We start from the raw sequence: 20,034 nt of genomic DNA on the forward strand, positions 1-20,034 counted from the left end.
GCTATCTCTTTGACTAATAAAAGCATTTAAAAACTCTTGTAAAGTTGGAGTAGGTCCGGAGCCGGGGTTTATTGGGAACCCCGGCAATGGGCCGAATTTAAACCGCAGCTTAAATGCATATTGATATGAAAAAAGGAAAAATATTACTGGTTTTAGGGGTGGGTATTGTATTTATAAGTTCGATGAGTTTTGTTGGCTCGAAAGATGATGTGCAAACCAAAGAGCAACTGGGCGAAAAACTATTTTTTGATCCGATACTATCGGGCGATAATACCATCAGTTGCGCCTCATGCCATAAACCGGAATTTGCTTTTGCTGATAACGTCGTATTCAGTACGGGTATTAAAGGTCAGCTTACCACCCGTAACTCACCAGGGCTTACTAATCTTTCGGGAAGACCGCACTTGTTTTGGGATGGTCGGGCTGCGTCTCTCGAAGAGCAGGCTTTAGGCCCGATCACTTCAGCTGCAGAAATGGGCCTCCCGATTGAGGATGCTGTAAAAAAATTAAACGACAATAAATACTATGCCGATGCTTTTCAAAAAATATTTAAATCAGCACCCACCAAAGATAATCTGTTGAAGGCAATCGCTTCATTTGAGCGCACGCTTGAAACATCAAACAGCCCTTACGACAGGTATGTAAACGGCGACGACCACGCCATATCAGAATCGGCCGCACGAGGCAGGCTCCTGTTTATCGGCAAAGCTGCTTGTAACAATTGCCACTCGGGCGAGGATTTTACGGCCGACAGGTTTAAAAGTATTGGCCTATACAACGGTAAAGATCTGAATGATCCGGGGCGTTCGGCCATTACCAAAAGCAAAACCGAAGAGGGGGAGTTTAAAATTCCCGGGTTGCGTAATGTGGCTGTTACAGCTCCTTATATGCACAACGGTAAGTTTAAAACCCTGAAAGAGGTGGTTGAATACTACAACAACCCGTCGCTGGTGGTAAAAGATGGTATCAACCGCGATCTCGCTCTTGAAAAACCGCTTAATCTTACTAATGGCGAGATTGATGATATCGTAGAATTTTTAAAAGCCCTTACCGACGACCGTTTCAAGTTAAAAACCGCCTCAAACTAAATATTCCCAACAAATAATTAATTAACCGTAACCGGCATGCATTGCCGACGGGGCGTTTTTTGCCCCGCCGTTGCCACTGCTTTGCCCTTTAACTATTGTAAAATGAAGAAAATTGTACTCCTGCTGATGTTCTTCGCCCTCATTTTTGGGCAAAACGTATTTGCACAAAAACGAACGGTGACCGGGGTGGTCACCTCTGCCGATGATAAAGCACCTTTGCCTGGCGTATCCATAACTGTAAAAGGATTGAACGAAGGCGCTGTAACCAAAGCCGATGGTAGTTTCAGCATCGTGATCCGCAACGGTAAATACCTGGTGTTTTCATTTGTAGGTTTCGAAACACAGGAAGTTGAAATTGATGGTGTCAAACAATTCCAGGTCAGCCTTAAACCATCAAAAAATAATTCGCTAAACGAGGTGCAGATAGTAGGCTCGCGCAATGCTAATCGTACCAAACTTAACTCGCCGGTAGCGGTAGACGTGATCGATGTGAAACCATTACTGGAATCGGCCCCGCAGGTGAGTGTAACCCAAATCCTGCAATACATCTCACCTTCCTTTCATTCGGTTAACGGCAGTAATGCCGGCGATGCCGGTTCGGCATTAAGCCTTGCCCAATTGCGGGGTTTAGGTCCCGACCAGGTGCTGGTTTTAGTGAACGGTAAGCGCAGGCATAAAAGCGCGAATGTTAACTATGGCGGTTTGGGTAACGGATCAACCGGTTATGACCTTAACTCTATCCCAACCGGATCAATCGACCGGATTGAGATACTGAGAGACGGCGCAGCTGCCCAATACGGATCCGATGCGATCGCTGGCGTAATCAATATCGTACTTAAGAAAAAAACGGATGATTTTGCCGTAAACACTTCCGGAAGCGTACGCAGGCGCGGAGACGGTGCTGTTACCCGTACAAGCGCCAACTACGGTGTTGGCATCGGTAATAATGGTGGCTACATCAACGTAACCACCGAATATGCTACCCAGGCAATTTCATTACCTGCCGGAAAGAAAGATGCAGGTTTATATAACGGCCCCATTTACGGCGGCGGCGCAAATACCCGCGGTTACGATGCGATATACACCAAAGAAATTGACGATGCTATTTTGGCAAGCCGTGGTATCGATCGTCATTTTTTTGATCAACGTGGCGGCGGATCTAATGCAGGGCAGGATGCGTTGTTGTTTTTTAACGCGGGTTTGCCATTAAAAAGCTCGGCCGAGTTGTATGCCTTTGGTGGTATCAGCAGCCGCAACTCGCAGTTTACCGCTGTTTATCGTTTACCGGGTTGGACATCAAGAAACAACAATTTTATTTATCCCGATGGTTTTTTACCAGCCATGGAGAACAACATTGTTGATGAATCGATAGCGGTGGGTATCAAAGGTAAGGTCGGCGAATGGAATGTAGATTTCTCCAACGTATATGGCAAAAACATCTTCGGCAACCGGGTTGATAATTCATTGAATGCCAGTCTGGGTTTAAAAAGCCCGACCAGTTTTGATGCGGGACGTTACAATGCCAGTCAAAATACTACAGGATTAGATTTCACCCGTTACTTCGGCAACCTGCTAAAAGGCCTGAACGTGGCTTTCGGCGCGCAGCACCGTGTGGAAGGTTTCCAGATCATAGCCGGCGAAGAGGCTTCTTATTCAAAGGCAGATCAGCGCAACATTGTTGATATTGATACTACCGCGGGTGGTTTGCCGTATCTATCTAATGCCGGCGTAACTTCATTAAACGGTTTGGCAGCAGGTTCACAGATCCACTTAGGTTTCCGCCCCGAAAACGCGGTGAATGTTAGCCGTTCGGTTACCGCCGGTTATGCCGATTTGGAGTTGAATGTAACTAAAGAATGGCTTATTTCCGGTGCCGGTCGCGCCGAGTATTTTTCTGATTTCGGTAATGTATTTACCTGGAAGGCGGCTACCCGTTATTCTTTTGCAAGGTGGTTGAGCCTTCGTGGTTCGGCAAATACCGGTTTCCGCGCGCCCGATTTGGCACAGTCTTATTATACTTCGGTATCAACAACTTTTCAGCAGGGCAGGGGTGTTGATATTCTTACGGCATCTAACCAAAGTGCCGCGGCACGTGCCCTGGGCATCCCTAAATTATCGCCCGAAAAATCAAAAGGATATGCTTTGGGCTTAACCTCGGCACCTGGTAGTAATGTGGAATTAACTGTTGATGCGTACCTGATCAATATTGATAACAGGGTAGGTAATACCGGCAACTTTACCTCGTCGGACAGTAACCTGCCTACAGATGTTAAAACTTTGTTCCAACAAACAGGCGCAGCGCAGGCCAATTTCTTTTACAATGAGTTCAGTACCCGTACAAAAGGTATTGAGTTTACCGGCAGCTATAAGTTATTGCTCGATAAAGGAAACATTAATTTCCTGTTTGGCGGCAACTTCGAAAAAAATGAAGTGACCAAAATAAACACACCTAAAGGCCTCGAAAAATATAAAAACGTGATCCTGAGCCCAGGCGAAAGGGCAAGGGTAACTACCAATATCCCGGCACAAAAAGTAAACCTGCAGGGTATTTATAGCGTGGATAGATTTACATTCCTGGCACGTACCGTTTATTTTGGTAAAGTAACCACCGCTTCCTTAGTAAGCGCTGCAGATCCGCTTAACCCGGTTTACTTTTATCAAAACCTGAAACCTATATGGGTAACTGATATCTCTGTCGGTTATAAATTCACCAGCAAAATTCAGGGCACAGTAGGGGTAAACAACGTATTTAACGTTCTGGGCGATTATAACGACCCTTCTTTAGCAGGTTTACGTAACCCAACAGTTGTCGGCATCCAAAACGGCAGTGCAGGCATTCAGCCATTTGTCAAATTATCAGCTCATTTATAACAGCTTAATCATGAACAGTATTTTTAAATCAACCTATAAACCGGCCTTCAATAAGGCCTATAAGTTAAACCCCGGCAGACTCTTGTTGCTTGGGAGCGTAATTGCCGTAGTCGGATCATCCTGCAAAAAAACGGATTACCTGGATATTAACGCCGCAGACAGGCCATCACTTGCCGCACACATTAGTTTTGTGAATGCCAGGCCGGTGAACGTGGGTATCCAGTTTTGGGCCTACACAACCCAGGTAACCAAAACGGCAGTAGCTATCAATACTAAAAGCGATTACCTGGATACCCAGTTTGGCGATGTACAGATCAACGTTACAGAAGGCACAAATACCTCCTACAAAGCCTCAAGGCAATTTGGTAATAGTGCAAGCTTTACTTCAACCGGTGGGCCAAACGGGCCGATAGCCAATTACTATCACACCGTTTTCGCAGTGAAAAATACCAAAGCAACGGCCGACTCACTAATTCTTTTTTATGACGATCTAAGTGCTCCAGCCGCCGGAAAAGCAAAAGTGCGTTTTGTAAACCTTGCACCGGGCACGCCTAATGTTGATTTTGGAGTGGCCGGACAAACCGCGCTTTTTACCAATACAGCTTATGGCAGGGCAGGTGGTTCTGTACTGTCGGGCGTGGGTTTAAACACCTGGTCGTTAGGGCCGTTTATTGCTGTTGATGCAGGTACGGTGAATTTTGCCGTAACCCAAACCTCCGATCATTCAGTAGTAAATATCACCGATAACAAATTGAACAATGTGGCACTTGCCGCCGGGAAGATCTACACCATTTATATCAACGGCACTCCCGGCTCAGCGGCAATAGGTGCAACCATATTAACACATAACTAAATCAAGATAAAGCACAGCATGGTGGAATGAGTTGTGCAAACAGGCTGTCCCGGTTTTTAAAAAGCCGGGCAGCTTCATTATTTAACAACCAATTATGTATTATGAAAACTAACAGCAGACGACAATTTATTGAAAATAGCCTTAAAGCAACTGTAGCGGTTGCGGTAACCGGTCCCCTTTTATTAAGCGCAGATAAAGCATTAGCGGCTTATAAAAGCGACGAAAAGCATTTGCAAACGGGCGAGGTTTTAAAATTTAGCCAGGTGCCGCTCGGTTTTGATTATAAAGCCTTGGAACCTCATATTGACGGCCTAACCAACGAGATCCATTACACCAAACACCACGCCGCGTACATAAAAAATGTAAATGATGCAATTGTAGCCGAAAAGCTGACTTTTACTACGGAGAAAGAATTTTTTGACCATGCTTCGGAATTATCTCCCAAGGTGCGCAACAACGGCGGTGGTGCCTGGAACCATAATTTTTTCTGGGAGAGTTTGACTCCAAACGCTGCCGGGCCGGATGGGAAGATCAAAGATGCTCTTACAGCATCGTTTGGTTCTTTAGATCAGTTTAAAGATCAGTTTTCGCAGGCCGCGCTTGGTCGTTTTGGATCGGGCTGGGTGTGGTTGCTGAATCAAAATGGTAAACTTATTATTACATCAACGGCCAATCAGGATAACCCGCTGTTTGATAACGCTGCAGTAAAAGGTACACCGTTGCTGGCTTTGGATGTTTGGGAACATGCCTATTACCTCAAGTATCAAAACAGGCGCAATGAATACATTGCCGGCTGGTGGAATGTAGTTAACTGGAACGCGGTAAATAAACGACTGGCTTGATATGACCAATGTTGTAGATATTTCGCCGACCAATCCGGGGCTTTTGCAAAAAGTGTTGCTGCGGGCAGGTATTGTGTATTCGGCCATCACCGTAATTCCGTTTGTGCCTTCTTTTTATCAACAGGATTTTGATGCAGGGTTTTCGGTTAAAGGATATCCTTATCGCTGGCTTGATGTGATCAGCCAGAATAACCCATGGTTCTTCGCAAGTGAGGGCGGTAAAAACTATGATGGTTGGTTTATTACTTTACTGGTTTGTTTATTTGCCGGAGTGATATGGGCGTTGATAGAAAAGCAAATTAATAAGGACCGGAACGCGTTAATACAAAACAATGTGGATAGCCGTCTTTACAACTTTTTTTTTATATTGGCGAGGTACCAGATAGCATTACGGATGTCCTGGTTTGCAATTGCCAAGGTTTTTCCTGTACAAATGCCGTTTCCAACCTTAAGCCAGCTCAATACTAACCTGGGCGATTTTACACCCGGTAAACTTTACTGGTTAACAACGGGCGTATCGCCTCTTTTTGAGGTATTTGCCGGAATATTTGAATTGATAGCTACGGTGCTGATCTTGTTCAGGCGTACAGCTACGTTAGGGGCATTAATGATGGTAGCTATCCTGTTACCCATCTGGTTTGTAAATATTGGCTATGATGCCGGGGTTGAGCTGGCCAGCCTGCACCTGTTATTTCTTTCGCTGGCTCTGTTGGTAAACGATGCAGATAACTTTTATAATATCCTTATCAGGCATAAGCAGGCGGCTATCAGCTATATTCAATTCGTTGGCAATGCAGGTCAATGGAAGAGGGTTGGGCGCATAATATTGAAAGTCATTTTTATTTTTCTATTTATCATATATCGTGGATATCATTATGAGCAGCTTTATGCGGCCGGTAAAACTTTTAAGTTACCACTGGACGATGGCATTAGAAATTTTACAGGCTTTTACAACGTAAGCGAGTTCAGGCTTGATCACAAAACATTGCCCTATTCTCCGGATGATACAGTTCGCTGGCAAAATGTGGTGTTTGAAAAATTCAATACCATCAGCATTAAGATAGCAAAACCGTTTAAGCTCAATACACAAAACAGGATCCGAACCACCGAATATTATGGTAATGTAGGGAGGCTATTTTACGGCTATCAGGCAGACACGTCCAAGCATGTTTTTACTTTGAAAAACCGGGCGGATACAGCAGATAAACTTGTATTAAAATACACAATTCCTTCGGCAGGAAAGTTTATTATCAAAGGGGTTAATGATCAAAAAGACTCACTTTACATCGTGCTTGACAAGGTTGAAAAACAGTATCCGCTTAATTTAAAGAGGAGTGCCAATATGGGTGATCGATGACGAGCAACGTTAATCGGCGGGAGCGAATACCCCTGATTAGCGTATTTGTGGCGTTATAATTACAGGGAAAGCTTTCCCTCCATTACGATGACCGATGACCCGCTGATCCATACGCCGTTGGCAGATACATTTGCATGGATAACCGATGGATGTTCAACATACGCGCCCTGAAGGATCTGATAATCCACATCCTGCTTAATATAGCCGAGTTGGTGAAGATAGCCGGCAAGTGGGCCTGCTGCCGTACCGGTAGCCGGGTCTTCATCAATGCCGATGCCTGGATTGAAAAATCTGGATTCGGCGAGCAGCTCCGGTGCTATGCCGTTTATAGTGAAGAGATAGAAACCTTCAAACCCGTATTGTTCTGATATGCTCTTTAATATTGCTTTGTTGGATGTAGCTTTTTTCAATGCTTCCTGGTCGCGGACAGGTATCATAAGATGCGCGACCTCTGTTTTTACAATGCTGATTGGCCATCCGTTCAAATTAAGTTCATCAGTGCTTAAACCGATTGCCCCGGCAATAACCTCATAAGGTATAGTGCCCGTTATATTGGCTGGCATTTGTTTCATCCCTACATAAGGGATGCCGCTCAATTCGGTTATTTTTAAAGTTATATCGGTGTCTTTGATCCTTACTGTTTTTTCACCGTGCTGATTTTTAAAGATATCCCATTTTTTGATCAGTGCCAGGCAAACAGCGCCCAACAGGTTGTGCCCGGCCCCGGCAACTTCAAATTTGGCAGGCGTAAATGAGCGTACTTTAAGGATGTTTTCATCCGCGGTATAATGGATAAACGAAGTTTCCGAATACCCGAATTCTCTTGAAATATCGTGATACTGTTGAAGATCAAGTTCTTTTTCGATTTGAACCACCGAGAGCGGGTTTCCTTTATAGCGTTGGTTGGTAAATACATCCAACACGTAGTAGTTTAGCTTGTTCATTGTTTTGATATTTATTATCAATAAAGTTAGATAGGAACATTTAGCTATTTTCATGGGTTAACAAGAGGTAACCGGTTACCTCTTGTTAACTATGTTATATTTGAATAATGGAACTGAATGCTGAAAATAAAGACATTACCTGCGAACAGGAGCTTGCTGCTATCCGCGACAGCCTGGAGATTCTTGGCGGTAAATGGAAGCTGAGAATCATGAGGCATTTGAACAACCACATTCACGAAACCAATACGTTTAAGAAAATACAGCGTGAGGTGGAGGGGATTTCTGCTAAGATGCTTTCAAAAGAGCTGCACGAACTTGAGATCAATTTACTGGTTACCCGCACTGTTTTAGATACACGCCCCATTACCGTAAGTTATGCCATAACCCCGTATGGTCTCAGCGTTTTCCCGGTAACCGAGAGCCTGGTGAAATGGGGACTAAACCACCGGGAACAGATCAAATAATGTAGGCTTTTTTAATCCAATTTGATATTTATTCTTTGTTGTTATGTTGTGAATATTTCTTTATTAAAATACACTATAAAGTCTATAGATTTTATAGTGTATTTATTATATTAGCCCCGAATAGTTTGCGGTAAACTACGAAGAACTTTAATGTAATTATATGATGTGTAAACCTGGAGAAAAATACCCCGAATTTCATAAAATTGAGATCATTGCCGAATTGGAAAAGTCAGCTGGGAAAAAAAACGGGCTTAGTGTTGTGGAAGAGGTAGGTGACGCACGTATTGGGGGACAAGAATATTTTGAACATCTTATTCCTCAATTACTATACACTCCTGATACCTTACTGATCAGAAAGCTATCGGAAAACTCAATGGTCGTTAGCTTTTATGGTAACAGAAAGCTTTCCTATAGTATGAAATGTCTTAGGCAGATCGACCAGCTTCAATACATTGTTAGCGCTTCAGGTGGGCAATTTACCGTTGTCGAGTCAGCTGATATAAATACCTGCCCTGAATCAAATACGAGCGGCTGTACGTTGAATTTACACTTCTACTTTGATCCAGCCGATCTGGTTGCCCGAGGGTATCATATTTGTTCAAATGATGCTGATGAGACTAACATCCATTTTGGAAAACGGGGTCGTATTGTAAACCTTGCGAATCTTATAATTGATAGTTTTTATAAAGTGGCATTTTCACAGATAGATATCGGGCGGGGAGCCTTTTCGCGTTATCCGTCATTGCGATATGCCTGAATATGGTATCCTGTTTTCTTTAAGATCAGCAAATGAAAAAAATTAAACTTTTAGCAATATTGTTGCTGTTGGGTACCGTTGCATTAGCTCAGGATAAGCCGTTAACCATCGAAAACTATTATAAAATAAAATGGGGCCATGCCGAAGAATTTATTGCGCTCTGGAAAAAGAACCATTACCCACTGCTTAAGAAACTACAGGAAAAAGGAGATGTGCTCAGTATCAAAGCCGAAGCACCCATATTGCACAGCGGCGAGGATACACGCTGGGATTTCAAAGTGACGCTCACTTTTAAAACAGAGCACCTTGCGCTTGATTACAGCATTGTTGACCCTTACAAAAAACAGCTTTTTCCCGATCAGGAAAGCTACTCAAAAGCCGAACAGCAACGATTTGAACTGGTTATAGCCCATTGGGATGTACCCGTAGAAACCATACCCTTAAATTAAATGATACCTATGAAAAAGAAATTATACCCGCTGATGTTTTTAGGCCTCTCTGCCGCTGCAACTACCGTAAATGCCCAAACTTTTATTGCCGAAGGCCCATGGCGGGGCGTTTTTCATCAGCCTAACGGCAGCGATGTGCCTTTTAATTTTGAAGTTAAGGGGAAAACGGCTGCTACCGCCAAAGTTTTCCTGATTAACGGGCCCGAGCATTTTGCTACCAGCGGGGTAAGCCAAAAAGGCGATTCGCTGTTCATTGCTTTTGATCAGTTTGATAATGAGCTGGCACTTCAGATAGGTGATAAAAAATTGAGCGGTGTACTCCGGAAAAAAGACCTTTCGGGCAGAACGGTTGCTGTTGATGCTACCTTTGGTGATACTTATCGCTTTGCCGATAATGGCGAAAAGGCAGCTTTAGATCTTTCAGGTAAATATGATGCAATATTTAAAAGCCGGAATGGTACAGACGAAAAGAAGGTAGGGATCTTTAAACAACAGGGAAGTAAACTATCGGCTACTTTTTTAAGTATCACCGGCGATTCGCGTTACCTTGAAGGTGTAGTACAGGGCAATAAATTTTACCTATCATCTTTTATAGGCAGCGGCGCATCCTATTATACCGGTACATTTGATGATTCGGGACAAATTACGGGCATAGCAAACGGCACCTCATTTACCGCTACAAAAAACGCCGGGGCTGCATTGCCCGATCCATATAAATTAACTTACATGAAAGATGGCTACAAAACATTTGATTTTTCGCTGCCGGACGCCGACGGAAATAAAGTTTCCCTGAAAGACGATAAATTTAAAAACAAGGTAGTTATCCTTACCATTGGCGGTACCTGGTGCCCCAACTGTATCGATGAAGCGGAATTTGTGGCCCCGTGGTATCAAAAGAATAAAAGCCGGGGTGTTGAGGTTATCGGTGTGCAGTTTGAACGTAAAGCCAATCAAGCCTATGTGAAAAATGCCATGGAGAATTTTAAAAAGCGTTTTAATATTGGCTATACCGAGGTATTTGGTGGACTGGCAGATAAAAAAGCAGTGGCCGAATCATTCCCTGCCTTGAATACTTTCCTCTCATTCCCAACTATACTGTTTATTGATAAAAAGGGGAATGTTGATAAAATATATACAGGCTTTACCGGCCCGGCAACAGGAGTTTATTATACGCAGTTTATCAGGGAGTTTAACGAAGAGGTAGATCAGCTGTTGAAAAAGGATGCTATTTAATGTGGTTTCATAGCTAAAAAGGCCGTACATGGAAGACCGTCATTGGGAGGTACAGCTTGTCCATTTCTATTAATGCATTCCATAAAAAATAGTTCACCACCACATTACATACCTTATTATGAAAAATCTATTCAAACTCTTCAGTGTTGTGTGTTTAGCAACACTTAGCTACGTAGCCGCGGCTCAAAATAAAATTGTTGTTTTTCAGTCCGATTTCGGGTTAAAGGATGGTGCCGTTTCTGCCATGAAAGGTGTGGCCAACGGCGTATCGCCCGATTTGAAATTGTATGACCTCACGCATGAAATACCGGCATACAACATTTGGGAGGCATCATACCGCCTGTTTCAAACGGTAAACTACTGGCCAGCAGGTACCGTGTTTGTTTCGGTAGTCGACCCTGGCGTGGGCACCACCCGCAAATCGGTAGTGTTGAAAACCAATACAGGGCAGTTTATTGTTACGCCGGATAACGGAACGCTCACCTTGGTTGCCGAGGCCTTGGGTATAGCCGAGATCAGGGAGATTGATGAAGCCGTTAACCGCCGCAAGGATTCGGGCAAATCATATACATTTCATGGTCGTGATGTTTACGCTTACACTGCTGCCCGTTTAGCCGCTGGGGTCATCAGCTTTGAACAGGTTGGGCCTGCATTACCTAAACAGGTTGTAAATATCCCTTACCAAAAAGCGGTTTTTGAGGGTGGAAAGCTTAAAGGCACTATAGCCATTCTGGATATCCAATATGGTAATATCTGGACAAACATAGGCGATGATTTAGTTAAACAGCTTAACCCCGCTTATGGCGATGCTTTACACCTTGTTATTTACCACAACGGTAAAAAAGCCTATGAGGGCGATGCGCCATACAGCCAAACCTTTGGCGCGGTAGGAAAGGGGCAACCATTAAGCTACCTTAACAGTTTGCTGCAACTATCTTTTGCGCTTAATCAGGCCAGTTTTGCCGATGTACACAAGATAGCCAGCGGCAGCGACTGGAGCGTAGAAGTATCGCTGGCTTCAAAAAAATAAATTAAAACCGTTGCACGGGCATTAGGTACAGCAACGGTTTTAATCAGTTATTCACTGCTACCTAATACTATCCTTATGACAAAAAAACTTACTTCCATTATCCTACTATTCCTGTTAGTCAATAAGTTTGTTCATGCACAGGATAAGGTAATTACAGGGCACATTACCGATAATACAGGCAAACCTGTTAATGGAGCCACCATTATTGCCCACCCGTCGGGCAGGGGCACAGCCAGTACTGGCGACGGATCATTCCGCCTGGCAGCCGCTAATACCGATAAAGCCATTAAAGTTACACTTGTGGGTTATGAGGCATATGTTAAGCCTATAACAGCATTGCACAAGTTGGATATTGTTTTACAGCCAGCTGCCGGTAATGTACTGAATGAAGTCGTGTTGGTAGGGACCCGTAGCGCGGGGCGTACGCGCTTAAATACTACTGCCCCGGTTGATGTATTTGATATTGCCAAACTTCAGCAGCAAACACCTCAAAATGACCTCAACCAGTTGCTGCAATATGCGTCGCCCTCATTTAATTCCAACAGGCAATCATCATCAGATGGTACGGAACATATTGATCCGGCAAGTATTCGCGGTCTTGGGCCCGATCAGTTACTGGTGCTTATCAACGGTAAGCGCCGGCATACCACATCGCTGGTAAATAACCAGGGAACTATTGGCAATGGTTCCGTCGGTACCGATTTGAACGCTATCCCCGCCTCGGCAATTGAACGGATAGAGGTTCTGCGCGACGGAGCATCGGCACAATATGGGTCGGACGCTATTGCGGGTGTGGTAAACATCGTGCTCAAAAAAAATACCGACAACCTGTTTGCCTCTGCAACGGGCGGGGTAAGCTCAAAAGGCGATGGTGGATTAGGGCAGCTGAATCTTAACTACGGTACGGCTTTAGGTAAAAATGGTGGCTATATCAACATCACCGGCGAGGGCTATATCCGCGACCGCACAACCCGCGCGCAAAACAACAACCTTATCATTTTTGATCAATCGGCCCTGAACAATTATTTCGCCTATGATTTTACGGATGATCCCGCGGCTTCGCGTAAGTACGACGACGATATGCTGAAGCAGAAAGGGTTGAGCCGCGATAAGTTTAACTTTCAGATAGGGGATGCCAAGATCAAAAACATTGGCTCGTTCTTTAACCTGAGCCTGCCGTTTAACGATGGTAGGGGAGAGTTTTATGCCTTCGGTGGATACAGCTACCGCCAGGGCGAGGGTTACGGTTTCCGCCGCCTGCCAAGCGATTACACGGTAAATGTTTACAGTATATTTCCGGATGGTTACCAGCCCAACACCACATCGCATATCAGCGACAGATCAATTGCCTTTGGCTTTAAACACACGCTGGGCAGCTGGAAGGCTGATTTGAGTAATACGCTGGGCGGTAACCGGTTTGATTATTTTGTAAATAACACTGTAAATGCTTCGCTTGAGGATAAATCGCCAACCAGCTTCAAGGCTGGCGGTCACGAGTTTTTACAGAATACTACTGATTTTGATATCAGCCGTAAATTTGACGTATTGCGGGGTTTTAACCTGGCATTTGGGGCCGAGTTTAGGGTTGATAAATATCAGATCCGTGCAGGCGAAGAGGTTTCATGGAAAAACTATGCATTGGTAACAGCACCGGATGGTACGGTTTCAAATCCTTCGGGATTGGCCGGCGGGTCGCAGTCGTTTCCCGGCTTTTCGCCGCAGAACGCCGTAGATAAAAGTCGCAACAATACCGGCGTTTATGCCGATGCAGAGCTTGATGTAACATCGAAATGGCTTATTAGCGGGGCTACCCGGTTTGAGCATTACAGCGATTTTGGCTCGGCACTGAGCGGTAAATTTGCAACCCGTTATAAAATAGCCAACGGTTTCAACCTGCGCGGCGCCATAAGTAACGGTTTCAGGGCGCCATCATTACAGCAGCAGTACTTTAGTTATGTAAGTACTGATATTTTACCCGATAATACGTTAGGCGCATCGGGCTTTTTTACCAATAGCAGCCCTGTAGCCAAAGCCCTGGGCATCCCTAAATTAAAACAGGAAAAATCGGTTAACTATAGCTTCGGTTTTACAACCCAGCCGGTAAAAGATTTAAATATTTCTGCCGATGGGTACCTGATCAATATTAAGGATAGGATAGTACTAACCGGAAGCTTTGGCTTTGACCCGGACGGAAACCCGGTGCAATCGATACAGGATATTATTAACCCGCTGGGAGCAAGTTCTGCCCGGTTTTTTAGCAACGCGGTTGATACCCGCACCAAGGGCGTTGATGTAGTGGCCGATTATACCCTGAGCAGCGGCAACAGCAGGTTTAATGCATCATTAGGCTTTAATATCAACACCAATAAAATAACCGGCATTCATGTGCCCGGCCAGTTAAAAGGGCAGGAGCGGATCTTCTTTTCGCCTAACGACAGTACGCTGATTGTAAAAGGTACGCCGCATACCAAAACCAATTTATCGCTCACCTACAGCTACAAAAAATTCAGTGTGCTGCTGCGCAACGTGTACTTCGGAGCGGTTGACCGTAATAACTTCCCATTTGGCGAAGAACAGCAATTTAAAGGGAAAGTAGTTACCGATATTTCATTCAGTTATACGGTCAACCCGCTTACCTTCACTATTGGTGCCAATAACCTGTTCAATATCTTTCCGGATAAACAGATCTATGATAATAGTTATTTCGGTGTGTTTAAATATGCGCCGGTACAAATGGGCACTTTAGGTTCATTCTTTTTCGGAAGGTTGACACTCAGCCTCCCTACATCGAAGTAGAAAAAATGGAAATTTGAGGTTTCGATATTTATTAGGCGAATAATTATTAAATACTTACTCATTCGTTAATTAATTTTTGTATATTGCAATTATGATGACCAAACCGAAACTAATATTCTTTTTTGATCTTAATTATAATATTTTTTGTCCATGTTGTCTTAGAAAAGATTAGAGGAGGCTTAGGATTTTATTCGAACTATATAATGATATGGCCTTTTCCACCGGGAAAGGCCATTTTTTTTACCTATCTACAAACCTTTAAGCTTCGTTTAAAGGCATTAGAAGCCAAGTCGGCACAGGAAGGATTGGTATTAACCGAAGCACAGGTAGTTGCTTTGGAGAGGGCCAAAGAAGAAAAGAAAGCGCATGGCGAAATAGAAACACACCATCCCGGCTATCTGGGTGCGCAGGACACTTATTATGTCGGTAACATTAAAGGTGTTGGCCATATTTACCAGCAAACATTTATTGATACTTACGCTAAAGTGGCCTTTACCAAGCTATACGACCGCAAGAATGCACTCGTAGCAGCAGAGATGCTCAATGATAAAGTGGTGCCGTTTTACGAACAACATGACCTGCGCTTATTACGGATACTCACCGATAGAGGTACAGAATATTGCGGTGCAAGAGAGCAGCATGAGTTCCAGTTATACCTGGCTATCGAAGATATAGACCATACTAAAACAAAGGCTAAAAGTCCGCAAACCAATGGTATTTGCGAGCGCTTTCACCGCACCATCCAGGATGAATTTTATGCTATTGCTTTTCGTAAAAAGGTTTACCGCAGCATAGCTGAACTACAAGCTGATCTGGACAGATGGATGTACAATTACAACAATGAACGGACGCATAGTGGGAAATACTGCTTTGGCAAAACGCCTATGCAAACGTTGATTGACAGCATACCAATGGCACAAGAAAAATTATTGGAGCGTCTCGCCGAAGACCAGATTCTTTAGGGCCCTCACAAAAAGGGCTCAGAAGAATCTGAGTCAGTGCATTTAGAAGAGAAAAAGCTATATTCACAAATTACATCTGACAACTTATAAAACCACCCAACTGTCAGATCAAATAGTGGCTATTACAAATAATACCAGAAATGTTTTCAGCGAAATACGTCACTTATTCAGATTGGGATTAAAAAGAAAAATGACTTCAACTAAAATTAAAGGTTTGTTCATGGTGCCAAGGCCCTCCCAGGTAGGTCCAGAGATCGAGGCCTATTGCTTTTACAGTAAATTGTCGGAACCCATCCGTAAAATTTAAAGGTTGATCTTCTTTTGTCTGCACTTATCTGAGCAATATTTAACTTCATCCCAAACTGTTTCCCACTTTTTTCGCCAGGTAAAAGGCCGTCTGCAGGTCACACACTGCTTTTGAGGCAGATCTTGTTTTTTAACCCCTTTCACGTTTCCACTGTTTTTTTTGCAGAGCATAATGCTCATCGAACTCAGCAGATTTCCATTTTTCGTAAAAAATTTGCGCTGCCGTTGCTTTTTCACGATGGCCAGTTTCGCGTTCTAACAATTCGTAATCGTTATCTGCATTGTATTTTTTTCCACCCTTGTAGTTTGCATATCGGCGTGCCCTCGTGTAGCCCATTTGCAGATATTTGCGGGCCATGTCAGCCCCAACGAAATCATTGGTTTTCATGAATGACTTAAACAACTCATAAATTTTTGTGCTGCTTTCAATGGCAAAGTTTTCGTTACGGAAACGCCAGAATTGGCCGATCTCACTCTTATAATGTTCACAGATCAATACACCCTGTTCTCCTTTCCCCACGCAGTAAAGGTGGGGGTGGCACCGATAATCAATATCCGGTTTCCGCGGGTATTGACCGATTTCGAAATTGAGGTAGTTGGGTTTATCATTGTTAGCCATAAATAGAACCGGAGGCGTCGAGTCAAAAGCTTAATAGTCCATCCATTCCAACCGGCTGATCTCAAATCCGAGATCCATTGCTTTAGCCAGGAATCGTTGTTTCATTTCTTCAGGCATACTGCTTTCACGTGACAATAGCCAAAGGTAATTCAGGCTACTGCCTGAAACCAAAGCATACTGATAATTATCGTCAATATCGAGAATATTATAATTGAGATAAATGGGCAGAAAGTAAGCGACTTCTAACTGGCCGCGGGTTTCACGGCCTTTAAATTTGATGGTGCCGGTAGCTTCAACCGGTTTGTTTTTAGCCTTATTAAAAGCACGGGTGATAACTTTTATAGTGCCATTCTTATTGAGCACATATTCCTCGGTCAGGTCGCGCAGATCTTTCTCGATCAGATTGGGCATGCGGGCCACTTCGTTCCATTTACCGAGATACCTGTCCTTGTTAAAAGGGTCAACAATTGCGTTGGCAGGGATTTTACGTTTCGGCCAAAAGGCATAGGCGATGCCGGCAGCACCTGCTACCGCCGTCATCGTGATCAACGCTTTTCCTTTTTTCATGATTAATCTTTGATAACAGCATCAGTTGCTACCTTCGCTGCTTTTTTAGGAATGATGGTTTTTTTATCTATTATATCAGCGACAGTATTGCTAATGCCGTCTTTAAAATTGCGGTTAAGTTGCCGCCTGTAATCAGCGCCTTTATCTGTCAGGAATAACCATCCTAAACCTATACCAGCTGCAACACCAACAGCTATTCCTACAATAAGCCCGGTGTGATCTTCTTTCTCAAATGGATTTTTCATGCTTACGTAACAGGTTAAATTACTTAATGTTCTAAATCGAACTTTTAATAAGGTTCAATATTTTCCTTTCGCAATCTAAAAATGCGAAATTCTTCCATGATAAGGATTTCACCCGCAATAAGTTGCCGATACTGCAATGGTTTTTGGTTATGAGTAACGTTTTAACCTTTCAACATTATCGCCTGATTCGGCTTGAGCTAAAGGCTACCAGGTACTGGTATACGGGTGCAGGTGCAAAACGGTCTAATGGTATCAAGGTTTGAACCTTGATCACCTGGTTTAATTGCTCCTTCACCAGTGCAAAAGTCGCGTTCAAAAGTTCAGGCAATACACTTGTTGCAACCGTGGGATAATATTGTTTCTCAAAAGCTTTTTTCTCAGCGGCGGTAGCCATTTGTACTTCCCATTGTTCATCCGGTTTGAAGCCATTCTCTAAAGCGGTATTGCCAAGGTCATAAATATATTCGCTGGCTTTATAATTTGGTGTTTGTTTGTCGATATTCATAGTTATTTCTTTTTGTTAATGGTTACGTCATCTTTAGATACGCTCTTTTTGCCGGCCTGGTAGTTGGAGGTTGATTTTTTACCTTCGGTGGCCGGTGCTTTTTTGACATTTTTTCTTCCTTTATCTTTACTCATATTATTTTGTGTAAAATCTGTTTTTTACTCTTGTTTATGATCTTGAAAATATCCAGCCTTCGATCTTTCAGGTTTCTGACCGACCCAAAATTGTGCAGTTCTTTTAGCAGATCGACATCTACATCAGCTATCAGTGTGGTTTCCGTATTCGGTGTAGCTTCTGCCTTGATGCCGTTTGTTGGGAATGAAAAATCGGATGGAGTAAACACTGCTGATTGTGCATATTGAATATCCATATTATGTACCTTAGGTAAATTACCTACACTTCCGGCAATAGCTACATAGCATTCATTCTCAATCGCACGCGCCTGAGCGCAGCTCCTTACACGGGTATAACCGTTTTGGGTATCCGTCATAAATGGCACAAAAAGGATCTGCATTCCCTGCTCGGCCAACAGGCGCGGTAGTTCAGGGAACTCCACATCATAACAGATCAGGATACCGATTTTTCCACAATCCGTGTCATAGGTCGTGATGTGATCTCCACCTACCATGCCCCAGGCGCTTTGCTCGGCTGGTGTTAAATGGATTTTCCGGTACATTTCATAGGAGCCGTCCCGGCGACAGAGGTATCCAACATTTTGCAGTACGCCGTTTTCCAGATACGGCATACTCCCAGTTATGATGTTTATATTATAACTGATCGCATATTCCATAAATTTGTCTCGCAGTGGTATTGTGAAATTAGCGATCTCACGCATGGCCTCCGCGCCGCCCATGTGATTATATGCGGTCATCAGCGGGGCATTGAATAACTCCGGGAATAGCACAAAGTCGCTTTGATAATCGCTGATTGCATCCACGAAAAATTCTATTTGTTCGCAGAGCGACTCCATATTCGGAAACGGTCGCATCTGCCATTGCACCAGGCCCAAACGGATTATGGATTTTTTCGAGTTGATGTGGGCAGCTTCTTCGTTATAATAAATATTGTTCCATTCCAGCAGGGAAGCATATTCCAGTGACTGCGTATCACCGGGCAAATAGCCTGTTAATATTTTCCGGACGTGGAAGTCATTAGCCAACTGAAAGGATAAGGTAGGGTCATGTATTTCTTTACCCTTTACCTTTTCAAGATAAGCTTTTGGAGTCAGCCGATCCGCATAATCCTTATAATATTTCGGGATACGGCCACCTGCAATAATCGCCCGCAGATTGTGCCGTTCGCATATTTCTTTACGTGCATCATACAGTCTTCGGCCGATCCGCATACCCCGATAATCTGGGTGGACGAAAAAATCTATGCCATACAATACATCTCCTTTTTCGTCATGCGTAGAAAAGGTATAATTTCCAGTGATCTGCGCGTAGGTATGGTTGTCACCAAACTGATCGTAACTTACTATCAATGAGAGGGCGCAGCCCGCGATCGCCCCATTGACCAATATGCAGATCTGGCCTTCCGGAAATAGCTCTACTAATTTATTGATATGGACTTCGTCCCAGAAAGATGCGCCTGCCCATTCTGCGTAAGCTTCCATCATCGAGGATTTTAAACCCAGGTAATCGTCTTTTGTCAGTGTGCGTAATTCTATTTTAAGATCTTCGGTTTTGATTTGGTTCTCCATGTGCATCATTAATTCGCATTCAAGACCTTTACTGCGGTCGGCCCTTTTTGTCCCGCCTCTACTTCGAAAGTAACTTTGTCGTTTTCTTTAATTGCAAAGGCGACGGCATTAATGTGAACAAAAACGCTTTCCTGGGTCTGCATATCTTTGATAAAACCGAATCCCTTAGATTCATTGAAGAAGGTGACCGTGCCTTTTCTTACAATTTCGCTTTCTACCTCTTCTTGTTTGAGCGTGGAGATTTGAATGTCCCGTGCAATTACTCTTTTCTGGTTACCGGGCTCCTGGGGTACAGAGGTAATGTTACCGCTCGCATCTACGTAGGCCATCATTTCTTCTAAGCCCTGGCCTTTCACTGCGTTTGTTTTACGGTCCTCGGACCGCTCTTTTTTATCCTGTTGTTTTTTGAATTTTTTCTTTTCGCGTTCTTTTTTACTAAAAGTT

The 20,034-nt window shown here is 43.7% G+C and carries 20 protein-coding genes and 1 pseudogene; 12 read left to right on the forward strand and 9 right to left on the reverse strand.

Going from position 1 to position 20,034, the window contains the following annotated elements; translation table 11 throughout:
* The first annotated feature begins 125 nt into the window (after positions 1 to 125).
* The 5 genes from AC59JO_RS20215 to AC59JO_RS20235 all read left to right on the forward strand — a co-directional run bounded on the left by AC59JO_RS20215 (position 126) and on the right by AC59JO_RS20235 (position 7,011).
* Positions 126 to 1,088, forward strand: coding sequence for a cytochrome-c peroxidase (locus tag AC59JO_RS20215; RefSeq protein ID WP_497307516.1), 963 nt, complete (start codon positions 126 to 128; stop codon positions 1,086 to 1,088).
* A gap of 102 nt (positions 1,089 to 1,190) precedes the next feature.
* A complete protein-coding gene (locus AC59JO_RS20220) occupies positions 1,191 to 3,959 on the forward strand; it encodes a TonB-dependent receptor (RefSeq protein WP_497307518.1) in 2,769 nt (922 codons plus the stop codon).
* Between the two features lie 10 nt (positions 3,960 to 3,969).
* Positions 3,970 to 4,812 carry a DUF4397 domain-containing protein gene (locus AC59JO_RS20225; protein ID WP_497307520.1) on the forward strand — a complete coding sequence of 281 codons (843 nt, stop codon included), beginning with the start codon at positions 3,970 to 3,972 and terminating at the stop codon, positions 4,810 to 4,812.
* Positions 4,813 to 4,913: 101 nt separating this feature from the next.
* Positions 4,914 to 5,654 (forward strand): superoxide dismutase, encoded by a 741-nt coding sequence (locus tag AC59JO_RS20230; protein WP_497307522.1) that lies wholly within the window; start codon positions 4,914 to 4,916, stop codon positions 5,652 to 5,654.
* Position 5,655: 1 nt separating this feature from the next.
* Positions 5,656 to 7,011, forward strand: coding sequence for a hypothetical protein (locus AC59JO_RS20235; protein WP_497307524.1), 1,356 nt, complete (start codon positions 5,656 to 5,658; stop codon positions 7,009 to 7,011).
* Positions 7,012 to 7,070: 59 nt separating this feature from the next.
* Here the strand turns inward: AC59JO_RS20235 and AC59JO_RS20240 are convergent, their stop codons facing one another.
* Positions 7,071 to 7,955: a PhzF family phenazine biosynthesis protein gene (locus AC59JO_RS20240; protein WP_497307526.1), complete on the reverse strand. Its 885-nt coding sequence runs from the start codon at positions 7,953 to 7,955 to the stop codon at positions 7,071 to 7,073.
* 107 nt (positions 7,956 to 8,062) lie between these two features.
* Between AC59JO_RS20240 and AC59JO_RS20245 the strand changes: the two genes are divergently transcribed.
* From AC59JO_RS20245 to AC59JO_RS20275, 7 genes and pseudogenes are all read left to right on the forward strand, one after another.
* Complete coding sequence (locus tag AC59JO_RS20245; RefSeq protein WP_497307528.1) at positions 8,063 to 8,419, forward strand: winged helix-turn-helix transcriptional regulator; 357 nt, start codon at positions 8,063 to 8,065, stop codon at positions 8,417 to 8,419.
* 160 nt (positions 8,420 to 8,579) lie between these two features.
* A complete protein-coding gene (locus AC59JO_RS20250) occupies positions 8,580 to 9,176 on the forward strand; it encodes a hypothetical protein (protein WP_497307530.1) in 597 nt (198 codons plus the stop codon).
* 32 nt (positions 9,177 to 9,208) lie between these two features.
* Positions 9,209 to 9,625 (forward strand): hypothetical protein, encoded by a 417-nt coding sequence (locus tag AC59JO_RS20255; protein WP_497307532.1) that lies wholly within the window; start codon positions 9,209 to 9,211, stop codon positions 9,623 to 9,625.
* 9 nt (positions 9,626 to 9,634) lie between these two features.
* Positions 9,635 to 10,858: a peroxiredoxin family protein gene (locus AC59JO_RS20260; protein WP_497307534.1), complete on the forward strand. Its 1,224-nt coding sequence runs from the start codon at positions 9,635 to 9,637 to the stop codon at positions 10,856 to 10,858.
* A 118-nt stretch (positions 10,859 to 10,976) separates the two neighbouring features.
* Positions 10,977 to 11,888 carry an SAM hydrolase/SAM-dependent halogenase family protein gene (locus AC59JO_RS20265; RefSeq protein WP_497307536.1) on the forward strand — a complete coding sequence of 304 codons (912 nt, stop codon included), beginning with the start codon at positions 10,977 to 10,979 and terminating at the stop codon, positions 11,886 to 11,888.
* Positions 11,889 to 11,963: 75 nt separating this feature from the next.
* Positions 11,964 to 14,684: a TonB-dependent receptor gene (locus AC59JO_RS20270; RefSeq protein ID WP_497307538.1), complete on the forward strand. Its 2,721-nt coding sequence runs from the start codon at positions 11,964 to 11,966 to the stop codon at positions 14,682 to 14,684.
* Between the two features lie 248 nt (positions 14,685 to 14,932).
* Positions 14,933 to 15,646: pseudogene (locus AC59JO_RS20275) on the forward strand (integrase core domain-containing protein); the annotation flags it as partial.
* A 303-nt stretch (positions 15,647 to 15,949) separates the two neighbouring features.
* On the opposite strand, the gene AC59JO_RS20280 reads toward AC59JO_RS20275, so the two are convergent.
* The 8 genes from AC59JO_RS20280 to AC59JO_RS20315 all read right to left on the reverse strand — a co-directional run.
* The gene (locus tag AC59JO_RS20280) at positions 15,950 to 16,132 is read right to left on the reverse strand and encodes a DUF2256 domain-containing protein (RefSeq protein ID WP_497307540.1); all 183 of its coding nucleotides are present in this window, start codon (positions 16,130 to 16,132) and stop codon (positions 15,950 to 15,952) included.
* On the reverse strand, positions 16,083 to 16,571 hold the full coding sequence (locus tag AC59JO_RS20285) for a DUF4385 domain-containing protein (protein WP_497307542.1): 489 nt from the start codon (positions 16,569 to 16,571) through the stop codon (positions 16,083 to 16,085). The genes AC59JO_RS20280 and AC59JO_RS20285 overlap by 50 nt, the downstream gene beginning before the upstream one ends.
* A gap of 30 nt (positions 16,572 to 16,601) precedes the next feature.
* Positions 16,602 to 17,138: a lipocalin family protein gene (locus tag AC59JO_RS20290; RefSeq protein WP_497307544.1), complete on the reverse strand. Its 537-nt coding sequence runs from the start codon at positions 17,136 to 17,138 to the stop codon at positions 16,602 to 16,604.
* A gap of 2 nt (positions 17,139 to 17,140) precedes the next feature.
* Positions 17,141 to 17,383, reverse strand: coding sequence for a YtxH domain-containing protein (locus AC59JO_RS20295; protein ID WP_497307546.1), 243 nt, complete (start codon positions 17,381 to 17,383; stop codon positions 17,141 to 17,143).
* A gap of 175 nt (positions 17,384 to 17,558) precedes the next feature.
* Positions 17,559 to 17,888 carry a hypothetical protein gene (locus AC59JO_RS20300; RefSeq protein ID WP_497307548.1) on the reverse strand — a complete coding sequence of 110 codons (330 nt, stop codon included), beginning with the start codon at positions 17,886 to 17,888 and terminating at the stop codon, positions 17,559 to 17,561.
* 2 nt (positions 17,889 to 17,890) lie between these two features.
* A complete protein-coding gene (locus AC59JO_RS20305; RefSeq protein WP_497307550.1) occupies positions 17,891 to 18,022 on the reverse strand; it encodes a hypothetical protein in 132 nt (43 codons plus the stop codon).
* Positions 18,019 to 19,590, reverse strand: coding sequence for a GNAT family N-acetyltransferase (locus tag AC59JO_RS20310; RefSeq protein WP_497307552.1), 1,572 nt, complete (start codon positions 19,588 to 19,590; stop codon positions 18,019 to 18,021). The genes AC59JO_RS20305 and AC59JO_RS20310 overlap by 4 nt, the downstream gene beginning before the upstream one ends.
* A gap of 8 nt (positions 19,591 to 19,598) precedes the next feature.
* On the reverse strand, positions 19,599 to 20,034 hold a 436-nt coding region (locus tag AC59JO_RS20315; protein ID WP_497307554.1), incomplete at its 5' end, for a cold-shock protein.

This window comes from Mucilaginibacter sp. A5337 (assembly GCF_059690695.1).